Consider the following 21,997-nt stretch of genomic DNA (forward strand, 5'->3'; position numbering starts at 1 on the left):
GAGAGGGCGCTCGCGCCGATTCTCGCGCCGAGGCGGTTCGCGCTTGATGGTGCACCCGCCTCGCAACCCCGATTCACGCGTGCCTCCCCTCTGGCCAGGTAGAGGTGCTATGTTCAGCCTCTCCTAACTTCGAGGTGCTAATGAACCGGTGTCTTGCCTGGGCAACTCCCATCGCCGTCGTCGGCCTGATCCTGTCCGGATGCTCGAATGAGAGCTCGTCTTCCGGCAGCGAGACGACGTCGGCCACTGGAACCGCGAGCGAGACGACGGGCGCCGCTCCCGCAGTCGATCTCGCGGTACTCGACAAGGCGGCCGCCGACTATAAGGCGTACGCGCAGAGCAACATCGACGAACTTCAGCGCGTGGTCAAGGTCTTCACCGATGCGGTGCGCGCCGGAGATCTCAAGGCCGCCCAGGACGCCTATGCGCCGTCCCGCCAGCCGTGGGAACGCATCGAGCCGATCGCCGGCCTGGTCGAGGAGATCGACGTCAAGATCGACGCCCGCGTGGACGACTTCGCGGGCGTTGACGACCCGAAGTTCACCGGCTGGCACCGCCTGGAATACCTGCTGTTCGAGAAGAACACCACCGAGGGCGGGGCACCATTCGCCGACCAACTCGACAAGGACGTCGCCGACCTGAAGGCACAGTTCCCGGCGGTGGAGGTGAAGCCGATCGACGTGTCCAACGGCGCGGCGGAGCTCATCGAAGAGGTGTCCGAGGGCAAGATCACCGGCGAGGAGGACCGCTACTCCAAGACCGACCTCTGGGACTTCGACGCGAACCTCCAGGGCTCGCGCGACGCCGTGAACACGTTGAGTGCTGCTCTGGTACAAGCCGATCCGGCCTTGCTGGGCAAGATCGAAGCGGGGCTCAACTCGGTGTTCGACACGATGCGGCCGTTGCGCCGCGGTGACGGCTGGGTGTTGTTCTGCACCGAGAACGACCCCTACCCGTCGCCGCGCTGTCCCGAGGTCACCGTGACACCGGACGTCATCGACAAGCTCAAGGCCGAACTCGCCGGGCTGTCGGAGAACCTGTCGCAGGTGTCGGGAGTGCTGAAACTGAAGTGAGCGAAGGCGGCTCGGGTCTGTCGCGCCGGGGCTTCATCACCGGCGCGCTGGGCACGGGTGCCGCGGTGGGCGCCGGTGCCGCCCTCGCCGGATGCTCGAAGGATGAAGCCTCTCCGCCTCCTGCGTCCGCGGGGGCGCTCGTCCCGTTCGAGGGCGCCCACCAGACCGGCATCACCGCGCTGCCCATCCCCGAACAGGGATTGATCGCCTCGTTCAACGTGCTGTCGAAGGATCGCGACGGCCTCAAGCGGGCCCTCCAGGAACTCACCGAAGAGATCCGCGGACTGATGGCGGGCAAGCCGCCCGAGGTTCGCGACCCGGAATACCCGCCCGTCGACTCGGGCATCCTCGGCGAGCAGCCGCCAGCGGACAACCTGTCGGTGGTGGTCGGTGTGGGCGCCTCGTTGTTCGACGACCGGTTCGGGCTGGCCGATCGCAAGCCCAAGGAACTGGTCACGATGCCGTTTCTGGCCAACGACCGGCTGGATCCCAAACTGTCGCACGGTGATCTGTCGATCGTGATCGAGGCCGGGCACAACGACACGGTCATCTTCGCGCTGCGCCAGCTGATGCGCCGCACGCGCAGCGATCTGGTGATGCGGTGGATGATCGACGGATACGCCAGGGGCATCGGCGCCGGGCAGGCGTCGGAGGCGGCGACTCCGCGAAACCTGTTGGGCTTCAAGGATGGGACGTCCAATCTCGATGTCGACGACGGCGCCGTCATGGACCGCCACGTCTGGGTCGGCCCGCAGGACGGCGAACCGGAGTGGGCGGTCGGCGGCTCCTACCAGGCGATCCGCATCATCCGCATGTTCGTCGAGTTCTGGGACCGCACCCAACTCGTCGAGCAGGAAGCGCTGATCGGACGCAGCAAGGTCAGCGGTGCACCGCTCGGGCTCAGTGGTGAGTTCACCGACCCCGATTACCCGGAAGACCCCGACGGCAAGCGAATTCCGCTCACGGCCCACATCCGGTTGGCCAACCCGCGCACGCCGGAGACGGACGAGAACCTGATCCTGCGGAGGGGCTTCAACTACTCCCGGGGTTTCGACGGCGCGGGCCGCCTGGACCAGGGTCTGGCCTTCATCGCGTATCAGCGCAGCCTGGAGAAGGGGTTCCTGACGGTGCAGCGCCGCCTCGCCGGGGAACCGCTCGAGGAGTACATCCTCCCGGTCGGCGGCGGCTTCTTCTTTATCCTGCCGGGCGTCACCGGTCCCAACCGGTACCTCGGCGATCAGCTGTTCAGCTGAGCATCGACCACAGAAACTCGAAGATCAGCGCCGAGCGGAATGCGGTCTGGGCGTTGTCGGCCGCGCCCGCGTGACCGCCCTCGATGTTCTCGTAGTAGTGGACAGGATGGCCCGCATCCTCCAGGGCCGCGGTCATCTTTCGGGCGTGGCCCGGATGCACGCGGTCGTCGCGCGTCGACGTGGTGACCAGCACGGGCGGATACCGGCGGTCTGCCGAAATATTCTGATACGGGGAGTATTTCGAGATGAACTCCCAATCGTCGGGATCGTCGGGGTCCCCGTACTCGGCCATCCAGGAGGCCCCCGCGAGCAGCAGGTGGAACCGTCGCATGTCCAGTAGCGGCACACTGCACACCAACGCGCCGAACAGTTCCGGGTACCGCGTCAGCATCACGCCCATCAACAGGCCGCCGTTGCTTCCGCCCTGCGCACCGAGCTGCTCGACGGTGGTGATACCGCGCGCCACCAAATCGCGTGCCACGGCGGCGAAGTCCTCGTAGACGAGATGCCGGTTCTCACGCATCGCCTGCGTGTGCCACGTCGGCCCGTACTCCCCTCCACCGCGGATGTTCGCCAACACATACGTGCCGCCGCGGCTCAACCACAACCGGCCCAACACGCCGGCGTAGCTTGGCGTGTTGGCCACCTCGAAGCCGCCGTATCCGCCCAACAATGTGGGGCCCGGCGCCTGGATGTGGCGGTGCCTTACAACGAAATACGGGATCATGGTGCCGTCGTCGGAGGCCACGAAGAACTGTTCGATTTGAAGGTCGGCGGCGTCGAAGAACGACGGCGCGCGTTTGACCTCCGCGACGGTGCCACCGGCCACGCCCCATAACAGCCGCGACGGGGTGTCGAAACCGCTGGAGTCGACGAAGATCTCGTCACCGTATTCGTCGGCGTCGACCAATACCGTGTTGGTGTTCGGCGGGATTCCCGGAATCTCGGCTCGCCGCCATGCTCCCGGTGTCACGACCTCGACGTGGCTGATCACATCGACGAGCGTGACGAGGATCAGTCGGTCACGCGTCCACGCGTAGTCGTCGAGGCTGGAGTGCTCGTCGGGTTCGAACACCACATGTAGATCCCGTGCGCCGTCTAGATATTCGAGGTATTTCGCGGCAAGCAGGGAACCGGCGCGATACGTCGTCGAGCCCACCGTCCAATCCGTGCGCGGCCGGATCAACAGCCACTCGCGGTGCACGGAGATCCCGGCGTCGGTGGGCACGTCGATGGGTATCAGCGTTTCGCCGCGCAACTCGTAACGCTCGCGGTTGAAGAAGTCGAAGGCCCGCGTGATCAGCAACCGTTCGAATCCCGGCGTCGCGTCATAGCCGCATCCCACGCTGACGTCGGCGATCTCACCCTCGAACAGGGTCTGCGCCTCGGCGAGCGGTTGCCCGCGCCGCCAGCGCTTCACGATCCGGGGATAGCCGGAGTCGGTCAACGAACCCGCGCCGAAGTCGGTGCCGACCAGCACGGTGTCGCGGTCCTGCCAGGTGACGCTTGATTTGGCCTCGGGAAGCGCGAAACCGTCCGCGACGAACTGCCGTGTGGCCATGTCGAATTCGCGAACGATGGTGGCGTCGGCACCGCCGCGGGACAGTTCGACGAGCGCGAGGGAGAAGTCCGGTTCGAGCACGTCGGCGCCGGCCCACACCCAGTTCTCGTCGTCTTGGTCGGCGAGCGCGTCGACATCGATCAGTACGTCCCACTCCGGCTGCTCGCTGCGGTAGCTGTCCAGCGTCGTGCGCCGCCACAGACCCCGCGGGTGGTCCGCGTCGCGCCAGAAGTTGTACAGGTGATCGCCCCGCCTGCGGACGTAGGGGATACGGGCGTCGGTGTCGAGTACCTCCAGCGCCTCTCGCCGCATCTGCTCGAACCTCTCACCGCCGAAGCGCGTGATCGTCGGTTCGTTGTGCTTGCGCACCCAGTCCAACGCAACATCACCGGTGATGTCCTCGAGCCACAGATACGGGTCCTCATCCACGCGACCCATTGTCGCGGTCCGGTGCCCGACCGGCTCAGCCGGTGTGCCGTACTGGGAGCTACGCCTTTGCGGAAGAGTCAATTTTCTGCCGGAATGCCCCGCGCGAGCGCCCATGGTGAGTGATCATGACCTGGTCATCTTTTTGTCCTAGTGAAGGAGATCGTCATGGCTGACCCACAGATCGTCGACACCGACGAGGTTCGAGAAGAAGAGGTTCAGCAGGAAATCGACCTGCTGCCGTCCTGATGACTGACGACTCATCGACGGCTCGGCGCGTCGGTGAGATCGAAGAACTCGGCTACACCGTCGTCAAGGGAGTCCTCGACCACGAGGCGATCGACGGCTACCTGAGCGATACGCGTCGGCTCGAGCGTGAACTGCCGACGGTGATCGCCAACTCGAACACCGTCGTCAAAGGTTTTCCCCGCCCGGGACAGAAGGCGCTCAACGGCGCCGATCACGACTGGGTGCGGATCGACAACCTGCTGCTACACGGTGCCCGATACGAGGCGCTCCCGACCAACCCACGGTTGTTGCCGATCATCGAGGGGGTGCTCGGTCGGGACTGTCTGCTGTCCTGGTTCATGACGAGCAACCAGCTGCCGGGGGCGGTCGAGCAACGCTTGCATTGCGACGACGAGATGTATCCGATTCCGCGGCCACACCAACCGCTGCTCTGCAACGCGTTGATCGCGCTCTGCGACTTCACCGACGAGAACGGCGCAACCCGCGTTGTGCCGGGCACCCACCGGCTGGCAGCGATGCCGTCGGAACCCTACCCACCGAGCACCCCGGTGGAGATGGCCGCAGGTGACGCGCTGGTGTGGAACGGCAGCCTGTGGCATACGGCCGGCGCCAACCGGACGAACAAGCCGCGTCCCGCCCTCACCGTCAACTACTGCGCGGGGTTCCTGCGCCAACAGATCAACCAGCAGCTCAGCATTCCCCGCGAGTTGGTGCGACGGCTGGACCCACGACTCCGCGAACTGATCGGCTACGGCTTGTTCGCGGGAAAGATGGGCCGGATCGATTGGCGCCCGCCCGCCGACTACCTGGGTTCCGAAGAGCATCCGTTCCTCGACTCGGTCCGCGACCGCTTGGAGCGGCCGCTCACGATCTGACGGTCGGCTGTTCGGGCAGCCGCAATACGATGATCAGCGCGACGGCCGTGATGGCGGCGGCGACCGCGATGGTCGCCTGCGCCCCTGTCGAGAGTGCCGTCGCGAGCGCGGATATATCGGCCGAGGGCGTCAGTCGCGAATGCGACGGCACCGCCGCGTCCAGCGCCGACCGGCCGGCTACACCGCTGAAGACTGCCGTGAGAATCCCGGCACCGAGGGCACCGGCCAGAAGCCGCAGCGCACTCTGAACGCCACCGGCAACCGCTGAGTCCTGTTCCGGCACTTCGTAATAGGATATGTTCACCAGTCGCGCGTAGGCGACACCCCAGGCCACGCCGTAGGCGACCAGCACCGCTCCCACAGCGGCCAGCGGTGTCTTCCAGGAGAGCAGGGCGATCAGGCCGAGCAGCAGCAGCGGCAGTGCCGCAAGGGCGTATCGGGCCACCGTGCGGTCGTCGAGTCGGCGAGCAAGGGCAGCCGCCGCCGGGCCGCTGAGCACCGCGCCCGCGCCGTAGCAGGCCAGCACGACGCCGACCCCCAATTGGCCCACGCCGAGGACGAACCCCAGGACCAGCGGGAGGGCCAGTTGGAATCCGGTGTCGCCGATGGACATGAACGCGGAGCTGAATGTGGCCAACCGAAAAGTCCGGTACCGAAAGAGGTGTGGCGGGGCGATGGTTTCTCGTCGCCGACGGATCCGCCTGCGCTGCACCGCGGCGAAAGCGGCGACGGCCGCGATGGTGACACCGAAAAGGCCGACGGCCGTGCGCACTTGGTCGTCGTAGCCGCCGCCTCCGAGGTCCACGGCCAGGGCAAGGCTGCCCGCACTTGCCGCCAACAGGAGCGCACCCCAGACGTCGATGTCGGCGAGACGCTTGCGGGGGTTCTCGGCCAAGGTCGTGGCGATGCCCACCGCGGCCAGCACGCCAAGTAGCGCCGACCCGAAAAAGGCCCAGCGCCAACTGATCGCGGTGGCCGCCGCCGCGCCCCCGACAAGAGGTCCTATCACCGCCGCCAGCCCGATCGCCGCCGCCCACAAGCCGAAGGCGCGCTCACGCTGCGGCCCACGTTGCGCGAACAGCGTGTTGAGCACGCCGAGACCGTTCGGCAGAGTCGCCGCCAACGCCAACCCGGACAGCACGCGGCCGGCGAAAAAGGAGGGCAGATCCCAGGCGATGCCGCTGAGCACGCTTCCCGCGATGAACAGGGCGGTGGAGACGAGCAGCACGAAGCGGCGTCCGAGGACGTCACCGAGCCTGCCGAACAGGACCATGAATGCCGCCGCTGCGGCGAAGTATGCCGTGAACGCCAGGCCCAGATCGGCCACGGACAAACCGAGATCCCGTACCAGTGACGGGATGACGGCGTCGGCGATCGTGAAGTCGCTGATCGCCAACGTCACCGCCAGCAACACGAACCCGTAACTTGTCGAGGGCCGCGAACCGGGCGCGCGGTGTCCGGCCGTCGGTGACGGATGCACGCGACCATTGTGGAGGTCGCGAGGCACAGTAGGGGCACGCTGGCGCACCGATGTGATCGCGAGCACAATCGGCCATGATGCGATAGACCGACCGCCATCGACCCGTCGCCTTCGCCGATGGCGACCGGCCGTCACAGGTCTCGTCAGATGTCTCAAAGAGGAGGACACGATGACCGTTTACGCCCGCCCGGGTGCCGCCGACGCCCTGATGTCGTTCGAGTCGCGCTACGGCAACTTCATCGGCGGAGAATGGGTGCCGCCGGCCTCCGGGGAGTACTTCGAGAACCCGACGCCGGTGACGGGCCAGCCGTTCTGCGAGGTGCCGCGATCCAACGAAACCGATATCGAGGCAGCGCTGGACTCCGCACACGGCGCGGCCACCGCATGGGGTAGGACCGCCGCGGGGGAGCGCGCCGTCATCCTCAACAAGATCGCCGACCGTATCGAGGCCAACCTCGAGTCACTGGCGCTCGCGGAGTCGTGGGACAACGGCAAGCCCATTCGCGAGACGCTCAACGCCGACCTCCCACTGGCCGTCGACCACTTCCGCTACTTCGCCGGAGCCATCCGGGCGCAGGAGGGGTCGCTGTCCCAGATCGACGACGACACCGTCGCCTATCACTTCCACGAGCCACTCGGCGTCGTCGGGCAGATCATCCCGTGGAACTTCCCGATCCTGATGGCGACGTGGAAGCTGGCCCCGGCGTTGGCCGCCGGGAACGCCGTGGTGCTCAAACCGGCCGAGCAGACGCCGGCCTCGATCCTGTATCTGATGAGCCTGATCGGCGACCTGTTGCCCGCCGGTGTGCTCAACGTGGTCAACGGGTTCGGTTTCGAGGCGGGCAAACCGCTGGCGTCGAGCAACCGCATCGCCAAGATCGCGTTCACCGGCGAGACCACCACCGGTCGGCTGATCATGCAGTACGCGTCCCAGAACCTGATCCCCGTCACGCTCGAGCTCGGCGGCAAGAGCCCCAACATCTTCTTCTCCGACGTGATGGCCGCCGCCGACGATTACCAGGACAAGGCGCTCGAAGGGTTCACGATGTTCGCCCTCAACCAGGGCGAGGTGTGCACGTGCCCGTCGCGCAGCCTGATCCAGGCCGACATCTACGACGAGTTCCTGGAGTTGGCCGCGATCCGCACCAAGGCCGTGCGACAGGGCGATCCGCTGGACACCGAGACGATGATCGGATCGCAGGCCTCCAACGACCAGCTCGAAAAGGTGTTGTCCTACATCGCGATCGGTAAAGACGAAGGCGCCCGCGTCGTCACCGGCGGTGAGCGCGCCGACCTCGGCGGCGACCTGTCCGGCGGCTACTACGTGCAGCCGACGATCTTCGAGGGCAACAACAAGATGCGGATCTTCCAGGAGGAGATCTTCGGGCCCGTCGTCGCGGTCACCTCGTTCACCGATTACGACGACGCGATCGCCATCGCCAACGACACGCTGTACGGGTTGGGCGCCGGCGTGTGGAGTCGCGACGGCAACACCGCCTATCGCGCCGGCCGCGACATCAAGGCGGGTCGGGTGTGGACGAACTGCTACCACGCCTACCCGGCGCATGCCGCGTTCGGCGGATACAAGCAGTCCGGCATCGGTCGCGAGAACCACAGGATGATGCTCGACCACTACCAGCAGACCAAGAATCTGCTGGTGTCCTACAGCAACAAAGCGCAGGGGTTCTTCTGACGAGCGCTTGCGCGAGGAGGCGAGGATTCTGACGATGCCCGACCGGCGCGAACGTGGGTTACCCGCACACCAAACCGGACTTTCGCGTGCGGGTAACCCACGTTCGGCGCAACAAGAAGAAGGGCCGGCGCCGCCGCGGGCGCTGATCACCGCCGCGGCCGCCGATCTGCTGACCCGACTGCAGGACAAGCATGGCGCGCTGATGTTTCACCAGTCCGGCGGCTGCTGTGACGGGTCGTCGCCGATGTGCTACCCCGACGGGGAGTTCATCGTGGGCGATCGCGACGTGCTGCTCGCGGTGCTCGACGTCGGCGACGGGGTACCGGTGTGGATCTCGGGCTCGCAGTTCGAGGCGTGGAAGCACACCCAACTCGTGATCGACGTCGTCCCGGGCCGCGGCGGAGGGTTCAGCGTCGAAGCCCCCGAAGGGGTGCGGTTCTTGAGCCGTGGCCGGGCGTTCACCGGGGCAGAGATGCAGGCATTGGCCGCCACACCGCCTGTGACCGGAGCGGATTTCGAACGGGGCGTCCGACCGCCACCGCCGGAAACGCATATCGTCGGTGACCCAATCGATGCCTGTCCGATACCTGACGCGCCGGGCGGGTGAGCGGGGCTAAGCCATGGTCCGCGTAGCCTTTCAACCGTGATACCGCTTCCCCGTGCATGGGTGCTGACCAGCGCGTTGCTGGTCGGTACGGCAGTGGGGCTGATCCTGGGGGTCGCCGCCACGCTGGTGATCGACGCGCCCATCCGGCCCGACGTCGTCGTGGCGCTCGTCGTCGGCGTACCCGCCGCGCTCGGCATGCTGGCGATCCTGGTGTCGGGTCGGCGGTGGGTGACGACCGCAGGCGCCTTCCTGCTCGGCGTCGCGCCCGGGTGGTTCGGGGTGCTGGTCGCGATCCAGGCGGTGCACGGTGCCTGAGACAACCGAAACGCTGCCCGGCGACCCGACGGAGCCGTACACCCCGACATTTACCACCGGTGAGTTCCAGGCGGTGATGGGAACAACGGCCGTCGCCGAGCACCCGTCGCAGCCGGTACCGATCCCGGCACAGCCCGTCGTGGTTCCCGGCAACCACCCCTACCTCAAGCGCTGGATGTTCGTGCTCGTCGTCGCGGGCGTCTGGGCGCTCGCCGCGTTGGCGGGATGGGGTCTGTACCACTGGTGGTACCACTCGATGGACAAGACGGCCCCGGTCTTCGTCGCGCTGGTCTTCGTGGTCACGGCGACGGTGGCCGGTCTACTTCTCGCGATGGTGCCCGACAGGCCCGTGGTGTCCGCGCTCGCGCTCGCGCTGATGTCGGCGCCGTTCGGAGCGGTCGCGGGGGCAGCGGTACTGCACGGTCTTTACTTCTGCGAGTGGGCCACCCGGTGTTTCGCAGGCGTGATCCCCTACTGAGTTGTTTCAGCGGCCGGTAGGTTCCCATGTCCGCATGGCCGCGTCGAGGCCCTGATCGTCCAACGCGCGCACCGGCAACGGTTCGTTGTCGTCGCCAGAACGCATACCGTCCAACAGGATCCCGACGTAGCGACGCCACAGATCGGTGTCGACGTGTCCGGCGAACTCGCTGACCATTCCGGCGAGCAGGCTGAGCAGAGGCAGGTCGGTGTGTGAGATGTCCGAGCGCAGACGGCCGTCGTTCTGCGCTCGCTTGACGACTTGCACGGCCACCGGGTGAAGACGTTCCTGTGCCGCCACCACGCGGTCACCGCCGTAGGCTTTGCTGAACGCGATTTCCCGCAAGCCCCGGTCGGTAGCGGTCATCGCGCACAGATGCTCGACGAACCACACGAAGCCCTCCCACGGATCGTCGTGCTCCAGCGCGGTTTCAGCCAACGCGGTCATCTGATCCAGGCCGTCGACGAAGATCGCCTCGAGCAGTTCGTCTTTGGTCGCGAACCGCCGATAAACCGTTCCCACTCCCACCCCTGCGTACCGGGCGACGTCATTGAGGTTGGGCTCCAAACCTTTTGATGCGAACAATTCACGGGCCGCTTGCAGAACGCGTGTGCGGTTGCGTTCGGCATCTCTGCGCAGGGGGCGACACCCCAGCCGCGGCGACTCCGTCTCACCCACATCCATCCGGCCGAGTGTAATGCGGTCCACAGGAAAGCGGATTGACCTTGTCCGCTTCGTTCGTTAGCTTGGCTGACTAGCACTGCGCCCCTTGAGCCCGGGGTGGTCACAACGCCGGAAGGTCCGCATATTGACTCCCGTCGATCCATTTCCCGCACTGCTCGGGCGCGCTGATGCCGACCCGGGGAAGCGCCGGTCATGAAGCTGGTGACGCGCGTCTGGCTTCCCGTAATGATCCTGATCGCCGCGACGGCGGGCGTTCTCGCGGTGTCGCATTTCCGGGGCATCTTCGGTGCCGAACCCGCCCTGAAGACCCCGATCGGTGCCGACACCGCGGAGAAGTTCATCCCGAAGGTCGTCACCTATGAGGTCTTCGGTACGGGAACCGCCGTGGTCAACTATCTGGATCTCGACGGAAAGCCGGTGCGCGCCGGAACCGTGAGCCTGCCGTGGTCGCTGACGTTGGAGACCACGGCGCCGTCGGTAGCGCCGAACATCATCGCCCAGACCGACGGCCAGTCCATCGGCTGCCGCATCACCGTGGACGACGAACTCAAGGATGAGAAGACGGCTCAGGGTGTGAACGCCCAGACGTTCTGTCTGGTGAAATCCGCATGAGCGCACCGGTCGACGACGCGCCGACGAACCCCAACCCGATCGCCGCGCCGAAGCGTCCCTGGCTTCCGCGGTTGATCCGCCTGTTCGCCCTGCCGATCATCGTGGGCTGGGTCGTCATCATCGGCTTCCTCAATACCGCGGTGCCGCAGCTCGAAGTGGTCGGCAAGCAGCGCGCGGTGTCGATGAGCCCGCAGGATGCGCCGTCGATGATCGCGATGAAACGCGTCGGCACCACGTTCGAGGAATACGACACCAGCAGCTCGGTCATGGTCGTGCTCGAGGGCGAGAAGAAGCTGGGTGTCGAGGCGCTCGAGTTCTACGAACAGATGGTGCGCGACCTGCGCGCCGACACCGCACACGTGCAGTATGTGCAGGACCTGTGGTCTGACTCGTTCACCGCCGCGGGCGCGCAGAGCGTCGACGGCAAGGCCGCTTACACCCAGGTATACATCGCCGGCGACCAGGGCGAGAGGTTGGCCAACGAGTCGGTGCACGCCGTGCGGGACATCGTCGCCAAACACCCGACGCCTCCTGGTGTCGAGGTCTACGTCACCGGCGCAGCAGCGACGACGACAGACCAGAACGCCGTCGGCGACAAGAGCATGCGGACGATCGAGATGCTCACCTTCGGCGTCATCGTCGTCATGCTGTTGGTGATCTACCGGTCCATCGCCACGACGCTGGTGCTGCTCAGCATGCTCGCGATGGGATTGCTCGGCAACCGCGGGTTGATCTCATTTCTGGGTTACCACAACGTGTTTGGTCTGACCACCTTCGCCACCAACCTGGTGGTCACCCTGACCATCGCCACCGCCGTCGACTACGGGATCTTTCTGGTCGGCCGCTACCAGGAGGCCCGCCGATCCGGTGAGGACCGAGAATCGGCGTACTACACGATGTTTCAGGGGACCGCCCACGTCGTGGCGGCGTCCGGGTTGACCATCGCGGGCGCCACCTTCTGCCTGAACTTCACCCGGCTGCCCTACTTCCAGAGCATGGGCTATCCGATGGCCGCGGCGATGGTGTTCGGCATCGTGGTGGCCTTGACATTCGGCCCCGCGTTGATCTCGGTGGTCAGCCGCTTCGGCCGCGTGCTCGAACCCAAAGCCAAGTCATCGACCCGGGCGTGGCGTCGGATCGGCACCTCGACCGTCCGCTGGCCCGGTGCGTTCGTGGTGGTGGCCGTCGCGGCGTGCCTGGTCGGCTTGCTCGCGCTGCCCAGTTACCACACGAGCTACAACGACCGGCTGTATCTGCCCGACGACATCTCAGCCAACGTCGGGTACGCGGCGGCGACCCGCCACTTCTCCGAGGCCCGGATGAACCCGGACGTGCTGATGGTCGAGACCGACCGCGACCTGCGCAACCCGGCAGGGTTCCTGATGATCGACAAGATCGCGAAAGCCCTTGCGGATGTCGAGGGAATCGCCCAGGTGCAGGCGATCACCCGGCCCGACGGCAAGCCGATCGAACACACGACGATCCCCTACATGATCGGCCAGCAAGGCGTCGGCCAGCTCATGTCCAACGACTACCAGCAGGGCGTCATCGACAACATCATGGCCCAGGCCGACGAGATGGCCCACACCATCGAGTCGATGGAGAAGATGAACTCGATCACCCGCGAACTGTCCGTGGTGTCGCGAAGTATGGCCGACAAGATGACCGACACGTCGCTGACTGTGCAGGAAGTGCGCGACAACATCGCCAACTTCGATGACTTCTTCCGCCCCGTGCGCAACTACTTCTACTGGGAGCCACACTGTTTCAACATCCCGGTCTGCTGGTCGCTGCGTTCCATCTTCAACAGCCTCGACGGCATCTCGACCATGTCCGACGACTTCCAGGCGATGGTTCCCGACATCAACCGGATGGCCGACCTGACGCTGGAGATGACCGCGGTGATGCCGGGGATGATCCAGTCGATGAAAAACCAGCGCCAGATGATGTTGAACCAATATCAAGTTCAGAAGGCGCAGCAGGACCAGACCATGGAGCAGCAGGAAGACAGCGCGGCGATGGGGGAGGCGTTCGACGAAGCCCTCAACGACGACTCCTTCTACGTTCCGCCCGAAGCGTTCACGAACGCCGACTTCATCCGCGGCATGGACCTGATGATGTCGCCGGACGGGCACGCGGTCCGGTTCACCATCATCCACCAGGGCGATCCGCTGACCGAGGAAGGCATTTCGCGGATCGAACCGCTGAAGAAGGCCGCGGCCGCCGCGATCAAGGGCACACCGCTGGAAGGCTCCTGGGTCTACGTCGGCGGTGCCGCGGCGATGTTCGACGACATGCAGCAGGGTGCCGATTACGACCTGCTGATCGCGGTCACAGCGGCGCTCCTGTTGATCCTCGTCATCATGATGGTGATCACCAGGGCCCTGGTCGCCGCTCTGGTCATCGTCGGAACCGTGGCGCTGAGTCTGGGCACGGCGTTCGGGATGTCGGTGGTGCTGTGGCAGCACATCATCGGCATCCCCCTGCACTGGATGGTCCTGCCGATGGCGATCATCGTGCTGGTGGCCGTCGGCGCGGACTACAACCTGCTGCTGGTGTCGCGGATGAAGGAGGAAGTCCACGCCGGACTGCGCACCGGCACCATTCGCGCCATGGCAGGCAGCGGCCCCGTCGTCACCGCCGCCGGGTTGGTGTTCGCGTTCACGATGGCGACGATGGCGGTCAGCGACCTGATCGTCATCGGCCAGGTCGGCACGACGATCGCGCTGGGCCTGATGTTCGACACGTTCGTGATCAGGGGATTGATGACGCCGTCGGTGGCCACTCTGCTCGGACGGTGGTTCTGGTGGCCGCTGCAGGTGCGCCAGCGTCCGCGCCCGGCGCCGTGGCCCCAGCCGATCCAACGCGATCCCGCGGGACATGGCGGACCGTTCGCCGATGCCCATTAGTGTGGGGGCGTGACCCACTATGACGTCGTCGTTCTCGGAGCAGGCCCCGGCGGGTACGTCGCGGCCATCCGTGCCGCACAGCTCGGACTGAACACCGCCATCGTCGAACCCAAGTACTGGGGCGGCGTGTGCCTCAACGTCGGGTGCATCCCGTCCAAAGCGTTGCTGCGTAATGCGGAGCTCGCGCACATCTTCACCAAGGAAGCCAAGCAGTTCGGCATCAACGGCGAGGCGACGTTCGACTACGGCGTCGCCTTCGACCGCAGCCGCAAGATCGCCGACGGCCGCGTCGCCGGCGTGCATTACTTGATGAAGAAGAACAAGATCACCGAGATCCACGGCTACGGCAAGTTCAAAGACGAGCACACGCTCGAGGTCGACCTCAACGATGGCGGCACCGAGACCGTCGAGTTCGACAACATCATCATCGCCACCGGCAGCAGCACCCGCCTGGTGCCCGACACGTCGCTGTCCGAAAACGTGGTCACCTACGAAGAACTCATCATGACGCGCGAGCTGCCGTCCTCGATCGTGATCGCCGGCGCCGGTGCCATCGGCATGGAGTTCGGCTACGTGATGAAGAACTACGGCGTCGACGTCACGATCGTCGAGTTCCTGCCCCGCGCGCTGCCCAACGAGGACGCCGACGTCTCCAAGGAGATCGAGAAGCAGTTCAAGAAGCTCGGCGTCAAGGTGCTGACCGGCACCAAGGTCGAATCGATCAAAGACAGCGGCGACGACGTCACCGTGTCCGTCAGCAAGGACGGCAAGTCCGAGGACATCAAAGCCGAAAAGGTGCTGCAAGCAATCGGTTTCGCGCCCAACCTCGAGGGTTACGGACTCGACAACACGGGCGTCGGGATCACCGAGCGCAAGGCGATCGACATCGACGACTACATGCGCACCAGCGTGCCGCACATCTACGCGATCGGCGACGTGACGGGCAAGCTGCAGTTGGCGCATGTGGCCGAGGCGCAGGGCGTCATCGCCGCCGAAACCATCGCAGGCGCAGAGACTCTGCCGCTCGGCGATTACCGGATGCTGCCGCGCGCGACGTTCTGCCAGCCGCAGGTGGCCAGCTTCGGGCTCACCGAGGAGCAGGCCCGCGAAGAGGGTTACGACGTCAAGGTCGCCAAGTTCCCGTTCACCGCCAACGCCAAGGCGCACGGTGCAGGGGACCCCAGCGGCTTCGTCAAGCTGATCGCCGACGGCAAGTACGGCGAGTTGATCGGCGGCCACCTGATCGGCCACGACGTCTCCGAGCTTCTGCCTGAGCTGACGCTGGCCCAGAAGTGGGACCTCACCGCCACCGAACTGGCGCGCAACGTCCACACGCACCCGACCATGTCCGAGGCCCTGCAGGAATGCTTCCATGGCCTGCTCGGCCACATGATCAACTTCTGAGCCGGGGCCACACAGCAGCGTGGTTCAGACAACCAGCACGGCGAGGGCACTGTGGGTCGCCGGCATCGGCGGCTTGGTGATCGGCCATATCCTCTGGCTGGCCGGGATCTCCTTCGCCACCTCGAGCTCCGACGTCAGCACCTGGGTGCTGGTGGTGGCCGCAGTGTCGTTTGTCGTGGGCGGTGCGGTCGGCTGGCTGGGCTGGCGGGCGTATCAGCGCAGAAGCGAGGTGTGGGCGGCGTTCCTGTGCGCGCTGCCGGTCTCGCCGGTGCTGCTGTCGCTGATCGTCCTCGGTATCACGTACCTCTAGCACGCCGTTTGTGAAGCTGCCGACGCTGACGGGCCGATGAGCGTCGTCGGATTCACAAACGAGCGCTAGTCCGGGAAGTCCAGCGGCACTTTCAAAGTGGTGATCGTGGCCGCCAGACCGTCGTACTGGGCGGCCAGCATGCAGAACTCGATCAACTGCGGTTTGGTCAGGTGCCTGGCCAACACGGCCCAGGTCTCGGGTGAGACGCCGCGGGTCACGACGAACTCGTCGGTCGCGGTGATCAACGCGTGCTGGCGGTCGGTCAGTCCTTCGGCGTCGGGACCCTCGAAGATCTTCTTCTGGACGTCCGGGCCGAGGCCCCGGGTGCGGGCCAAGCGGCGGTGCTGCTGCAGTTCGTATTCGCAGTCGCGGAGATGTCCGACGCGCAGGATGACGGTTTCGGCGTCCTGCACCGACAGCTTGCTCAGCATGCCGAGCAGCACACCGCTGTATGGCAGCCACGCCAGGAACAGAAGCCGGTGTTGGCCAAGCACATTGAAGAGGCTGAAGCGGGGCGCCCGGATAGCGCGGGCGCCGAGCTTGGCGATGGCCCAGTTCAGCGGGCCGAGTTCCTTGAATCCACCGGGCGCGATACGTGCCGACTCGGGTGCGCTCATCACAGCGAGTCTACGTGTGGTCGCCGAATCAAGGTCGACGTACCAGATAGGGCGAGACCGTGCTGCGGTGCTCGTCGATGTCGAGCGCACGGCCGAGGGCGGGGAAGGCCCGCTGCGGGCAGTTGTCGCGTTCGCAGACCCGGCAACCGGCGCCGATCGGCGTCGACACCTCCCCGGACAGGTCGAGCCCCTCCGAATACACCAGCCGATGGGCGTGGCGCAGCTCGCAGCCCAGGCCGATGGCGAACGTCTTACCCGGCTGGCCGTAGCGCTGCGCACGCCGTTCGACGGTGCGGGCCACCCACAGGTAGTTGCGCCCGTCGGGCATCTGCGCGACCTGCACTCCGATCTTGCCGGGGTTGGCGAATGTCTCGTAGACGTTCCACAACGGGCAGGTACCGCCGCTGGAGGAGAAGTGGAAACCGGTGGCGGACTGGCGTTTTGACATATTGCCCGCGCGGTCGACGCGGACGAAGGACAGCGGCACGCCGCGCATCGACGGCCGCTGCAGGGTCGACAGCCGGTGGGCGATCGTCTCGTAGCTGACCGAGTAGAACGCCGAAAGCCGCTCGACGTCGTAGCGGAAGTTCTCCGCGACATCGTGAAACTGCGCGTACGGCAACACCATTGCGGCGGCGAAGTAGTTGGCCAGACCCAGTCGCGCCAGCCGCGTCGACTCGTCGCTGGTGAACTTGCCCTCGTCGACGAGCTTGTCGATGAGGTCGCCGAATTCCAGATACGCCAGTTCGACGGCCATCTTGAACACGGTCTGCCCGGATGAGAGGTGGTTGTTGAGCTCGAGTGTCTTCGTCTCGGGGCTGTAGCGGTGCAGCACCGATTCGCCGAGGTCCATGCGGTGGACGATGCGCACGCCGTGCACCATCGTCAGTCGGTCCGACAATTGGCGGGCGAGCTCCGAGCGGTGCATCGGCATGCGGATGGTGAGGTCTTCGGCCGCGGTGTCGAGTTCGTGCAGATAATTCTGTCGTTGGTAGAAGTAGTCGCGCACCTCCTCGTGGGGCATGGTGATCGCACCCGAGCCGGAACTGAAGCCGCCGCCTGCGGCGAACCTGTCCTCGGTGGCCGCCGCCAGTCTGGTGGTGGTCAGCTGGTAGCGGCGGTGGAGGTTGACCATCGCGCGGGCGAGGTTGGGGTGCGCAGCGACCATGTCCGCGATCTCGGCCAGGTCGACGTCGATATCGAGGTCGCGGTCGAGGGTGACCTCGCGTAGCTCCGCGACCAGACGGGTGTCGTCCTCGGAGGCGAAGAAGGTGGCGTCGACGCCGAACACCTCGGTGATGCGCAGCAGGACGGCCAAGGTCAGCGGCCGGACGTCGTGCTCGATCTGGTTGAGGTAGCTCGGCGAGATGTCGAGCATCTGGGCAAGCGCCGCCTGGCTGAAGCCACGCTCGCTGCGAAGTTGCCGAACCCGCGAGCCGACAAACGTTTTCGCCACGTCAGCCAGCGTAGCAACGGTGCGAAGGTGCTCTTCGCATTGTTGGCAGATCCGCCGCTGTGGCAATATCGGCGGTTGTGAACGAGAAGCAGGGATCGGGAACGGGCCCGGCCCAGGGCCTGGCCAAGGCCATGATGCCGGTCCCTGATCCGCACCCCGACGTCTTCGACATCGAGTGGCCGCTCCGGGTGGCCGACGTGGACCGCGAAGGCCGGCTCAAATTCGACGCCGCGACGCGCCACATTCAAGACATCGGCTCCGACCAGTTGCGCGAACTGGGGTTCCAGGAGACCCATCCGCTGTGGATCGTGCGCCGCACGATGATCGACATGATCCGCCCGATCGAGTTCCAGGACATTCTGCGGCTGCGTCGTTGGTGTTCGGGAACGTCGAACCGATGGTGCGAGATGCGGGTGCGAATCGACGGCAGAAAGGGCGGCCTGATCGAATCCGAGGCGTTCTGGATCAACATCAATCGCGAGACGCAGGGACCCGCGCGCATATCCGACGACTTCCTCGAGGGATTGCGGCGTACGACCGACGTCAACCGGCTGCGGTGGAAGGAGTACCTGTCGGCGGGCAGCCGCGAGGACGCCGACGACATCCGCGAGTTCCCGACGCGGGTCAGCGACATCGACATCTTCGATCACATGAACAACGCGGTGTACTGGTCGGTGATCGAGGACCACCTGCACCACCACCCGGAGCTGGCGCGGTACCCGCTGCGGGTGACGATCGAACACGACGCCGCGGTCGCCCTTGGCGACAAGATGGAGATTCTCAGCCACACCTATCCGCCGGGTTCGACGGACAAATTCGGTCCGGAGCTGACGGACCGCACTGTTACAACGCTCACATATGCGGTCGGCGACGAGGCCAAGGCCGTCGCAGCGATCTTCAACCTCTGATCATGATCGGTTTAACAGTACGTGCGTACTGACCTGCGGAAATCGCCTACTCATCGGTAACTTCTGAACCGGTCAAGCGCACCTGCTTCTTCGCAAGATTCGCAAATCTGAGGAAGTGGTTGGCGAAAGTTGGCACTCGAAACGGCTGGACCTGCGCTAATGGCCTGAGGCATCCTCGTGGTAGCGAAACTGCTAAACCGTGCGGGCGTTAACAAGCCGGGCTACTCCGGCGGCGCCGCGGCGATAGTGAACAGATCGAAGGAGCGCCATGTCAACCGTTGGCAAGCCGAAGAGTGCCGAAGAAATTCAGCGCGACTGGGACACCAATCCCCGCTGGAAGAACGTCACCCGCGACTACTCGGCCGAGGACGTCGTTGCGCTGCAGGGCACCGTCGTCGAGGAGTCCACGCTGGCCAAGCGTGGGGCGGAGATCCTGTGGAACCAGCTGCATGACATGGAGTTCGTCAACGCGCTCGGCGCGCTGACCGGCAACATGGCCGTCCAGCAGGTGCGTGCCGGGCTGAAGGCCATCTACCTGTCCGGGTGGCAGGTCGCCGGTGACGCGAACCTGTCCGGTCACACCTACCCCGACCAGAGCCTGTACCCGGCCAACTCGGTGCCGCAGGTCGTGCGCCGGATCAACAACGCGCTGCTTCGCGCCGACGAGATCGCCAAGGTCGAGGGCGACACCTCGGTCGAGAACTGGCTGGTGCCGATCGTCGCCGACGGCGAGGCGGGCTTCGGCGGTGCGTTGAACGTCTACGAGCTGCAGAAGGCGATGATCGCCGCCGGTGTCGCGGGTTCACACTGGGAGGATCAGCTGGCATCGGAGAAGAAGTGCGGTCACCTCGGTGGCAAGGTGCTGATCCCGACCCAGCAGCACATCCGCACCCTGACCTCGGCCCGCCTGGCGGCCGACGTCGCCGACGTCCCGACCGTGGTCATCGCCCGCACCGACGCCGAGGCGGCCACCTTGATCACCTCCGACGTCGACGAGCGCGATCAGCCGTTCATCACCGGTGAGCGGACCAAGGAAGGCTTTTACACCGTCAAGAACGGCATCGAGCCGTGCATCGCGCGCGCCAAGGCCTACGCGCCGTACGCCGATCTGATCTGGATGGAGACCGGCACCCCGGACCTCGAGCTGGCCAAGAAGTTCGCCGAGGGCGTGCAGGCCGAGTTCCCGGACCAGATGCTGGCCTACAACTGCTCGCCGTCGTTCAACTGGAAGAAGCACCTCGACGACGCGACGATCGCGAAGTTCCAGAAGGAGCTGGGCGCGATGGGCTTCAAGTTCCAGTTCATCACGCTGGCCGGCTTCCACGCGCTGAACTACTCGATGTTCGACCTGGCTTACGGCTACGCCCGCAACCAGATGTCGGCATACGTCGAACTGCAGGAGCGCGAATTCGCCGCCGAGGAGCGGGGTTACACCGCGACCAAGCATCAGCGCGAGGTCGGCGCCGGCTACTTCGACCGGATCGCCACGACGGTGGACCCGAACAGCTCGACGACCGCGCTGAAGGGTTCGACCGAAGAGGGTCAGTTCCACTAAGTCAGGCCCCCTAGACCAGGCCCAGTAGGCTCACGAGGCCCAACGGCTTGTCATCAGGCCCCGTCCTTATATTGGGCGGGGCCTGATGTTATGGAGAGGACGCAAGTGAGCATTGAACGAGTCGGTGTGGTCGGCGCCGGACAGATGGGCAGCGGCATCGCGGAGGTGGCCGCGAAAGCCGGCGCCAGCGTCGTCGTCTACGAGCCGTCCGAGGAACTCGTCGAGGCCGGGCGCAAGCGGATCACCGGCTCGTTGGAGCGGGCCGCGAGCAAGGGCAAGCTCTCGGAGGCCGACCGCGATGCGACGCTGGCGCGGTTGTCCTACACCACCGAGTTAGCCGACCTGGCCGACCGTCAACTCGTGATCGAGGCGATCATCGAGGACGAAGCCGTCAAGGCCAAGGTCTTCGCCGACCTCGACGCCGTCGTCACCGATCCCGACGCGGTCCTGGCGTCGAACACGTCGAGCATCCCAATCATGAAAATCGCTGCGGCAACGAAGAATCCGAGCCGGGTACTGGGGCTGCACTTCTTCAACCCAGTACCGGTGCTGCCACTGGTGGAGCTCGTCAACACGCTGGTGACCTCCGAGGAGGCGCTGCAGCGGACCGAGCAGTTCGCGAGCGAGGTGCTCGGTAAGCAGGTGGTGCGGTGCAGCGACCGCTCCGGGTTCGTCGTCAATGCGCTGCTGGTGCCGTACCTGCTCTCGGCGATCCGGATGGTGGAGGCGGGCGTGGCCACGGTGGAGGACGTCGACAAGGCAATCGTGGCCGGGCTCTCACATCCGATGGGCCCGCTGCGGCTTTCGGACCTGATCGGTCTGGACACCATGAAGCTGATCGCAGACTCGATGTTCGACGAACTCAAGGACCCGCACTACGCGCCGCCACCACTGCTGCTGCGGATGGTCGAGGCGGGGCAGCTCGGCAAGAAGTCAGGCCGGGGCTTCTACAGCTACTAGCGCCGAGCCCACGCCCATCAAACGGGGCAGCCGCGGCTCCTGAGCGCCTCGCATACCCGGCGCACTATCTCGGCTCGTTGATACCGTAGGTGACGCGCGCTGACCCGCACGATCAGCCAGCCTTGCGCGGCCAAGAACTCCAGCCGTTCGATGTCTCCGGCGTGAATGTCCGGACTGGTCCAATGCTGCACTCCGTCGTACTCGACGCCCACTTTCCACTGGCACCAGCCCATATCGATGCGGCGATTGCCAACGCGAATCTGCGTGGCCGGGCGAGGCAACCCATCACGGACGAGCAGCAGCCGAAGCTCGGTCTCTTTCGGCGATTCCGCGCCGCCATCGACGAGATCCATCGTCGCGCGCAGTGCACGGATGCCCCGTGCGCCGGGATAGCGGTTCGCGATGCCCTGCACTTCGGCGACGGTGCACCCGGTCGCGTTGAGCAGGGCGTCGATTCGCACGATCCCCAGATCCCCCGGCACGCGCCGACCTAGGTGTACTGCCCAGGCAGGTTGGTTGAGAAAGTGTGACGACACGCTGTAGAGGTCGTTGATGGCGAAGGCCTCCCGTCG

At 65.6% G+C, this 21,997-nt stretch carries 19 protein-coding genes and 1 pseudogene; 14 read left to right on the forward strand and 6 right to left on the reverse strand.

The window, feature by feature from the left end:
* The first annotated feature begins 140 nt into the window (after positions 1 to 140).
* Together A5790_RS15065 and A5790_RS15070 are read left to right on the forward strand one after the other, a co-directional pair.
* A complete protein-coding gene (locus A5790_RS15065; RefSeq protein ID WP_066845643.1) occupies positions 141 to 1,073 on the forward strand; it encodes an EfeM/EfeO family lipoprotein in 933 nt (310 codons plus the stop codon).
* On the forward strand, positions 1,070 to 2,326 hold the full coding sequence (locus A5790_RS15070) for a Dyp-type peroxidase (protein ID WP_066845646.1): 1,257 nt from the start codon (positions 1,070 to 1,072) through the stop codon (positions 2,324 to 2,326). Before A5790_RS15065 ends, A5790_RS15070 begins: the two co-directional genes overlap by 4 nt.
* Here the strand turns inward: A5790_RS15070 and A5790_RS15075 are convergent.
* Positions 2,319 to 4,325: a prolyl oligopeptidase family protein gene (locus A5790_RS15075; protein WP_066845649.1), complete on the reverse strand. Its 2,007-nt coding sequence runs from the start codon at positions 4,323 to 4,325 to the stop codon at positions 2,319 to 2,321. The genes A5790_RS15070 and A5790_RS15075 overlap by 8 nt on opposite strands.
* 236 nt (positions 4,326 to 4,561) lie before the next feature.
* Here A5790_RS15075 and A5790_RS15080 point away from each other — a divergent pair, with 236 nt between their 5' ends.
* Positions 4,562 to 5,437, forward strand: a complete 876-nt coding sequence (locus tag A5790_RS15080) for a phytanoyl-CoA dioxygenase family protein (RefSeq protein WP_066845652.1) — start codon at positions 4,562 to 4,564, stop codon at positions 5,435 to 5,437.
* On the opposite strand, the gene A5790_RS15085 is transcribed toward A5790_RS15080, so the two are convergent.
* The gene (locus A5790_RS15085) at positions 5,427 to 6,917 is read right to left on the reverse strand and encodes an MFS transporter (protein WP_197696797.1); all 1,491 of its coding nucleotides are present in this window, start codon (positions 6,915 to 6,917) and stop codon (positions 5,427 to 5,429) included. The genes A5790_RS15080 and A5790_RS15085 overlap by 11 nt on opposite strands.
* A 169-nt stretch (positions 6,918 to 7,086) precedes the next feature.
* Between A5790_RS15085 and adh the strand changes: the two genes are divergently transcribed.
* From adh to A5790_RS15105, 4 genes are read left to right on the forward strand one after another with little or no spacing between them, the layout of a single operon-like run.
* Positions 7,087 to 8,610: an aldehyde dehydrogenase gene (gene adh / locus A5790_RS15090; protein ID WP_066845658.1), complete on the forward strand. Its 1,524-nt coding sequence runs from the start codon at positions 7,087 to 7,089 to the stop codon at positions 8,608 to 8,610.
* Positions 8,611 to 8,644: 34 nt separating this feature from the next.
* Positions 8,645 to 9,217 carry a DUF779 domain-containing protein gene (locus tag A5790_RS15095; RefSeq protein ID WP_082961733.1) on the forward strand — a complete coding sequence of 191 codons (573 nt, stop codon included), beginning with the start codon at positions 8,645 to 8,647 and terminating at the stop codon, positions 9,215 to 9,217.
* Positions 9,218 to 9,253: 36 nt separating this feature from the next.
* Complete coding sequence (locus A5790_RS15100) at positions 9,254 to 9,532, forward strand: putative holin (RefSeq protein ID WP_064399728.1); 279 nt, start codon at positions 9,254 to 9,256, stop codon at positions 9,530 to 9,532.
* Positions 9,525 to 10,010: a hypothetical protein gene (locus A5790_RS15105; protein WP_066845661.1), complete on the forward strand. Its 486-nt coding sequence runs from the start codon at positions 9,525 to 9,527 to the stop codon at positions 10,008 to 10,010. The genes A5790_RS15100 and A5790_RS15105 overlap by 8 nt, the downstream gene beginning before the upstream one ends.
* A gap of 6 nt (positions 10,011 to 10,016) precedes the next feature.
* Here A5790_RS15105 and A5790_RS15110 read toward each other — a convergent pair whose 3' ends face one another.
* A complete protein-coding gene (locus tag A5790_RS15110; RefSeq protein WP_066845664.1) occupies positions 10,017 to 10,694 on the reverse strand; it encodes a TetR/AcrR family transcriptional regulator in 678 nt (225 codons plus the stop codon).
* A 192-nt stretch (positions 10,695 to 10,886) separates the two neighbouring features.
* Between A5790_RS15110 and A5790_RS15115 the strand changes: the two genes are divergently transcribed.
* Genes A5790_RS15115 through A5790_RS15130 form a run of 4 tightly spaced genes read left to right on the forward strand, consistent with a single transcriptional unit; the run spans position 10,887 to position 15,929 of the window.
* Positions 10,887 to 11,306 carry an MmpS family transport accessory protein gene (locus A5790_RS15115; protein ID WP_066845667.1) on the forward strand — a complete coding sequence of 140 codons (420 nt, stop codon included), beginning with the start codon at positions 10,887 to 10,889 and terminating at the stop codon, positions 11,304 to 11,306.
* Positions 11,303 to 14,215, forward strand: coding sequence for an RND family transporter (locus A5790_RS15120; protein ID WP_066845673.1), 2,913 nt, complete (start codon positions 11,303 to 11,305; stop codon positions 14,213 to 14,215). Before A5790_RS15115 ends, A5790_RS15120 begins: the two co-directional genes overlap by 4 nt.
* 9 nt (positions 14,216 to 14,224) lie before the next feature.
* Positions 14,225 to 15,619 carry a dihydrolipoyl dehydrogenase gene (lpdA, locus tag A5790_RS15125; RefSeq protein ID WP_066845675.1) on the forward strand — a complete coding sequence of 465 codons (1,395 nt, stop codon included), beginning with the start codon at positions 14,225 to 14,227 and terminating at the stop codon, positions 15,617 to 15,619.
* Positions 15,620 to 15,638: 19 nt separating this feature from the next.
* The gene (locus A5790_RS15130; protein ID WP_156656408.1) at positions 15,639 to 15,929 is read left to right on the forward strand and encodes a hypothetical protein; all 291 of its coding nucleotides are present in this window, start codon (positions 15,639 to 15,641) and stop codon (positions 15,927 to 15,929) included.
* A 65-nt stretch (positions 15,930 to 15,994) separates the two neighbouring features.
* Here the strand turns inward: A5790_RS15130 and A5790_RS15135 are convergent, their stop codons facing one another.
* Both A5790_RS15135 and ramB read right to left on the reverse strand, forming a co-directional pair.
* Complete coding sequence (locus A5790_RS15135) at positions 15,995 to 16,546, reverse strand: carboxymuconolactone decarboxylase family protein (protein ID WP_066845677.1); 552 nt, start codon at positions 16,544 to 16,546, stop codon at positions 15,995 to 15,997.
* Between the two features lie 28 nt (positions 16,547 to 16,574).
* Entirely contained in the window at positions 16,575 to 18,002 is a 1,428-nt protein-coding gene (ramB, locus tag A5790_RS15140) for an acetate metabolism transcriptional regulator RamB (RefSeq protein ID WP_066845680.1), read from the reverse strand.
* A gap of 131 nt (positions 18,003 to 18,133) precedes the next feature.
* On the opposite strand from ramB, the gene A5790_RS15145 reads away from it, so the two are divergent.
* From A5790_RS15145 to A5790_RS15155, 3 genes and pseudogenes are all read left to right on the forward strand, one after another.
* Complete coding sequence (locus A5790_RS15145; protein WP_066845717.1) at positions 18,134 to 18,910, forward strand: acyl-[acyl-carrier-protein] thioesterase; 777 nt, start codon at positions 18,134 to 18,136, stop codon at positions 18,908 to 18,910.
* A 268-nt stretch (positions 18,911 to 19,178) separates the two neighbouring features.
* On the forward strand, positions 19,179 to 20,465 hold the full coding sequence (gene aceA, locus A5790_RS15150) for an isocitrate lyase (RefSeq protein ID WP_064399719.1): 1,287 nt from the start codon (positions 19,179 to 19,181) through the stop codon (positions 20,463 to 20,465).
* Positions 20,466 to 20,549: 84 nt separating this feature from the next.
* A pseudogene (locus A5790_RS15155) lies at positions 20,550 to 21,425 on the forward strand (3-hydroxybutyryl-CoA dehydrogenase); the annotation flags it as partial.
* Between the two features lie 17 nt (positions 21,426 to 21,442).
* On the opposite strand, the gene A5790_RS15160 reads toward A5790_RS15155, so the two are convergent.
* Positions 21,443 to 21,997 (reverse strand): endonuclease domain-containing protein (locus tag A5790_RS15160; RefSeq protein WP_156656410.1); only part of this gene is annotated, 555 nt, incomplete at its 5' end.

Source organism: Mycobacterium sp. 852002-51152_SCH6134967 (assembly GCF_001667105.1).
Lineage (GTDB): Bacteria > Actinomycetota > Actinomycetes > Mycobacteriales > Mycobacteriaceae > Mycobacterium > Mycobacterium neumannii_A.

What these genes read in the sequence shown, in the direction of transcription:
- A5790_RS15075 (WP_066845649.1), bottom strand. Translation starts at nt 4,325, where the DNA reads ATGGGTCGCGTGGATGAGGACCCGTATCTGTGGCTCGAGGACATCACC.
- A5790_RS15115 (WP_066845667.1), top strand. Translation starts at nt 10,887, where the DNA reads ATGAAGCTGGTGACGCGCGTCTGGCTTCCCGTAATGATCCTGATCGCC.
- A5790_RS15135 (WP_066845677.1), bottom strand. Translation starts at nt 16,546, where the DNA reads ATGAGCGCACCCGAGTCGGCACGTATCGCGCCCGGTGGATTCAAGGAA.
- A5790_RS15110 (WP_066845664.1), bottom strand. Translation starts at nt 10,694, where the DNA reads ATGGATGTGGGTGAGACGGAGTCGCCGCGGCTGGGGTGTCGCCCCCTG.
- aceA (WP_064399719.1), top strand. Translation starts at nt 19,179, where the DNA reads ATGTCAACCGTTGGCAAGCCGAAGAGTGCCGAAGAAATTCAGCGCGAC.
- A5790_RS15065 (WP_066845643.1), top strand. Translation starts at nt 141, where the DNA reads ATGAACCGGTGTCTTGCCTGGGCAACTCCCATCGCCGTCGTCGGCCTG.
- A5790_RS15095 (WP_082961733.1), top strand. Translation starts at nt 8,645, where the DNA reads ATGCCCGACCGGCGCGAACGTGGGTTACCCGCACACCAAACCGGACTT.
- A5790_RS15120 (WP_066845673.1), top strand. Translation starts at nt 11,303, where the DNA reads ATGAGCGCACCGGTCGACGACGCGCCGACGAACCCCAACCCGATCGCC.
- adh (WP_066845658.1), top strand. Translation starts at nt 7,087, where the DNA reads ATGACCGTTTACGCCCGCCCGGGTGCCGCCGACGCCCTGATGTCGTTC.
- A5790_RS15080 (WP_066845652.1), top strand. Translation starts at nt 4,562, where the DNA reads ATGACTGACGACTCATCGACGGCTCGGCGCGTCGGTGAGATCGAAGAA.
- A5790_RS15145 (WP_066845717.1), top strand. Translation starts at nt 18,134, where the DNA reads ATGATGCCGGTCCCTGATCCGCACCCCGACGTCTTCGACATCGAGTGG.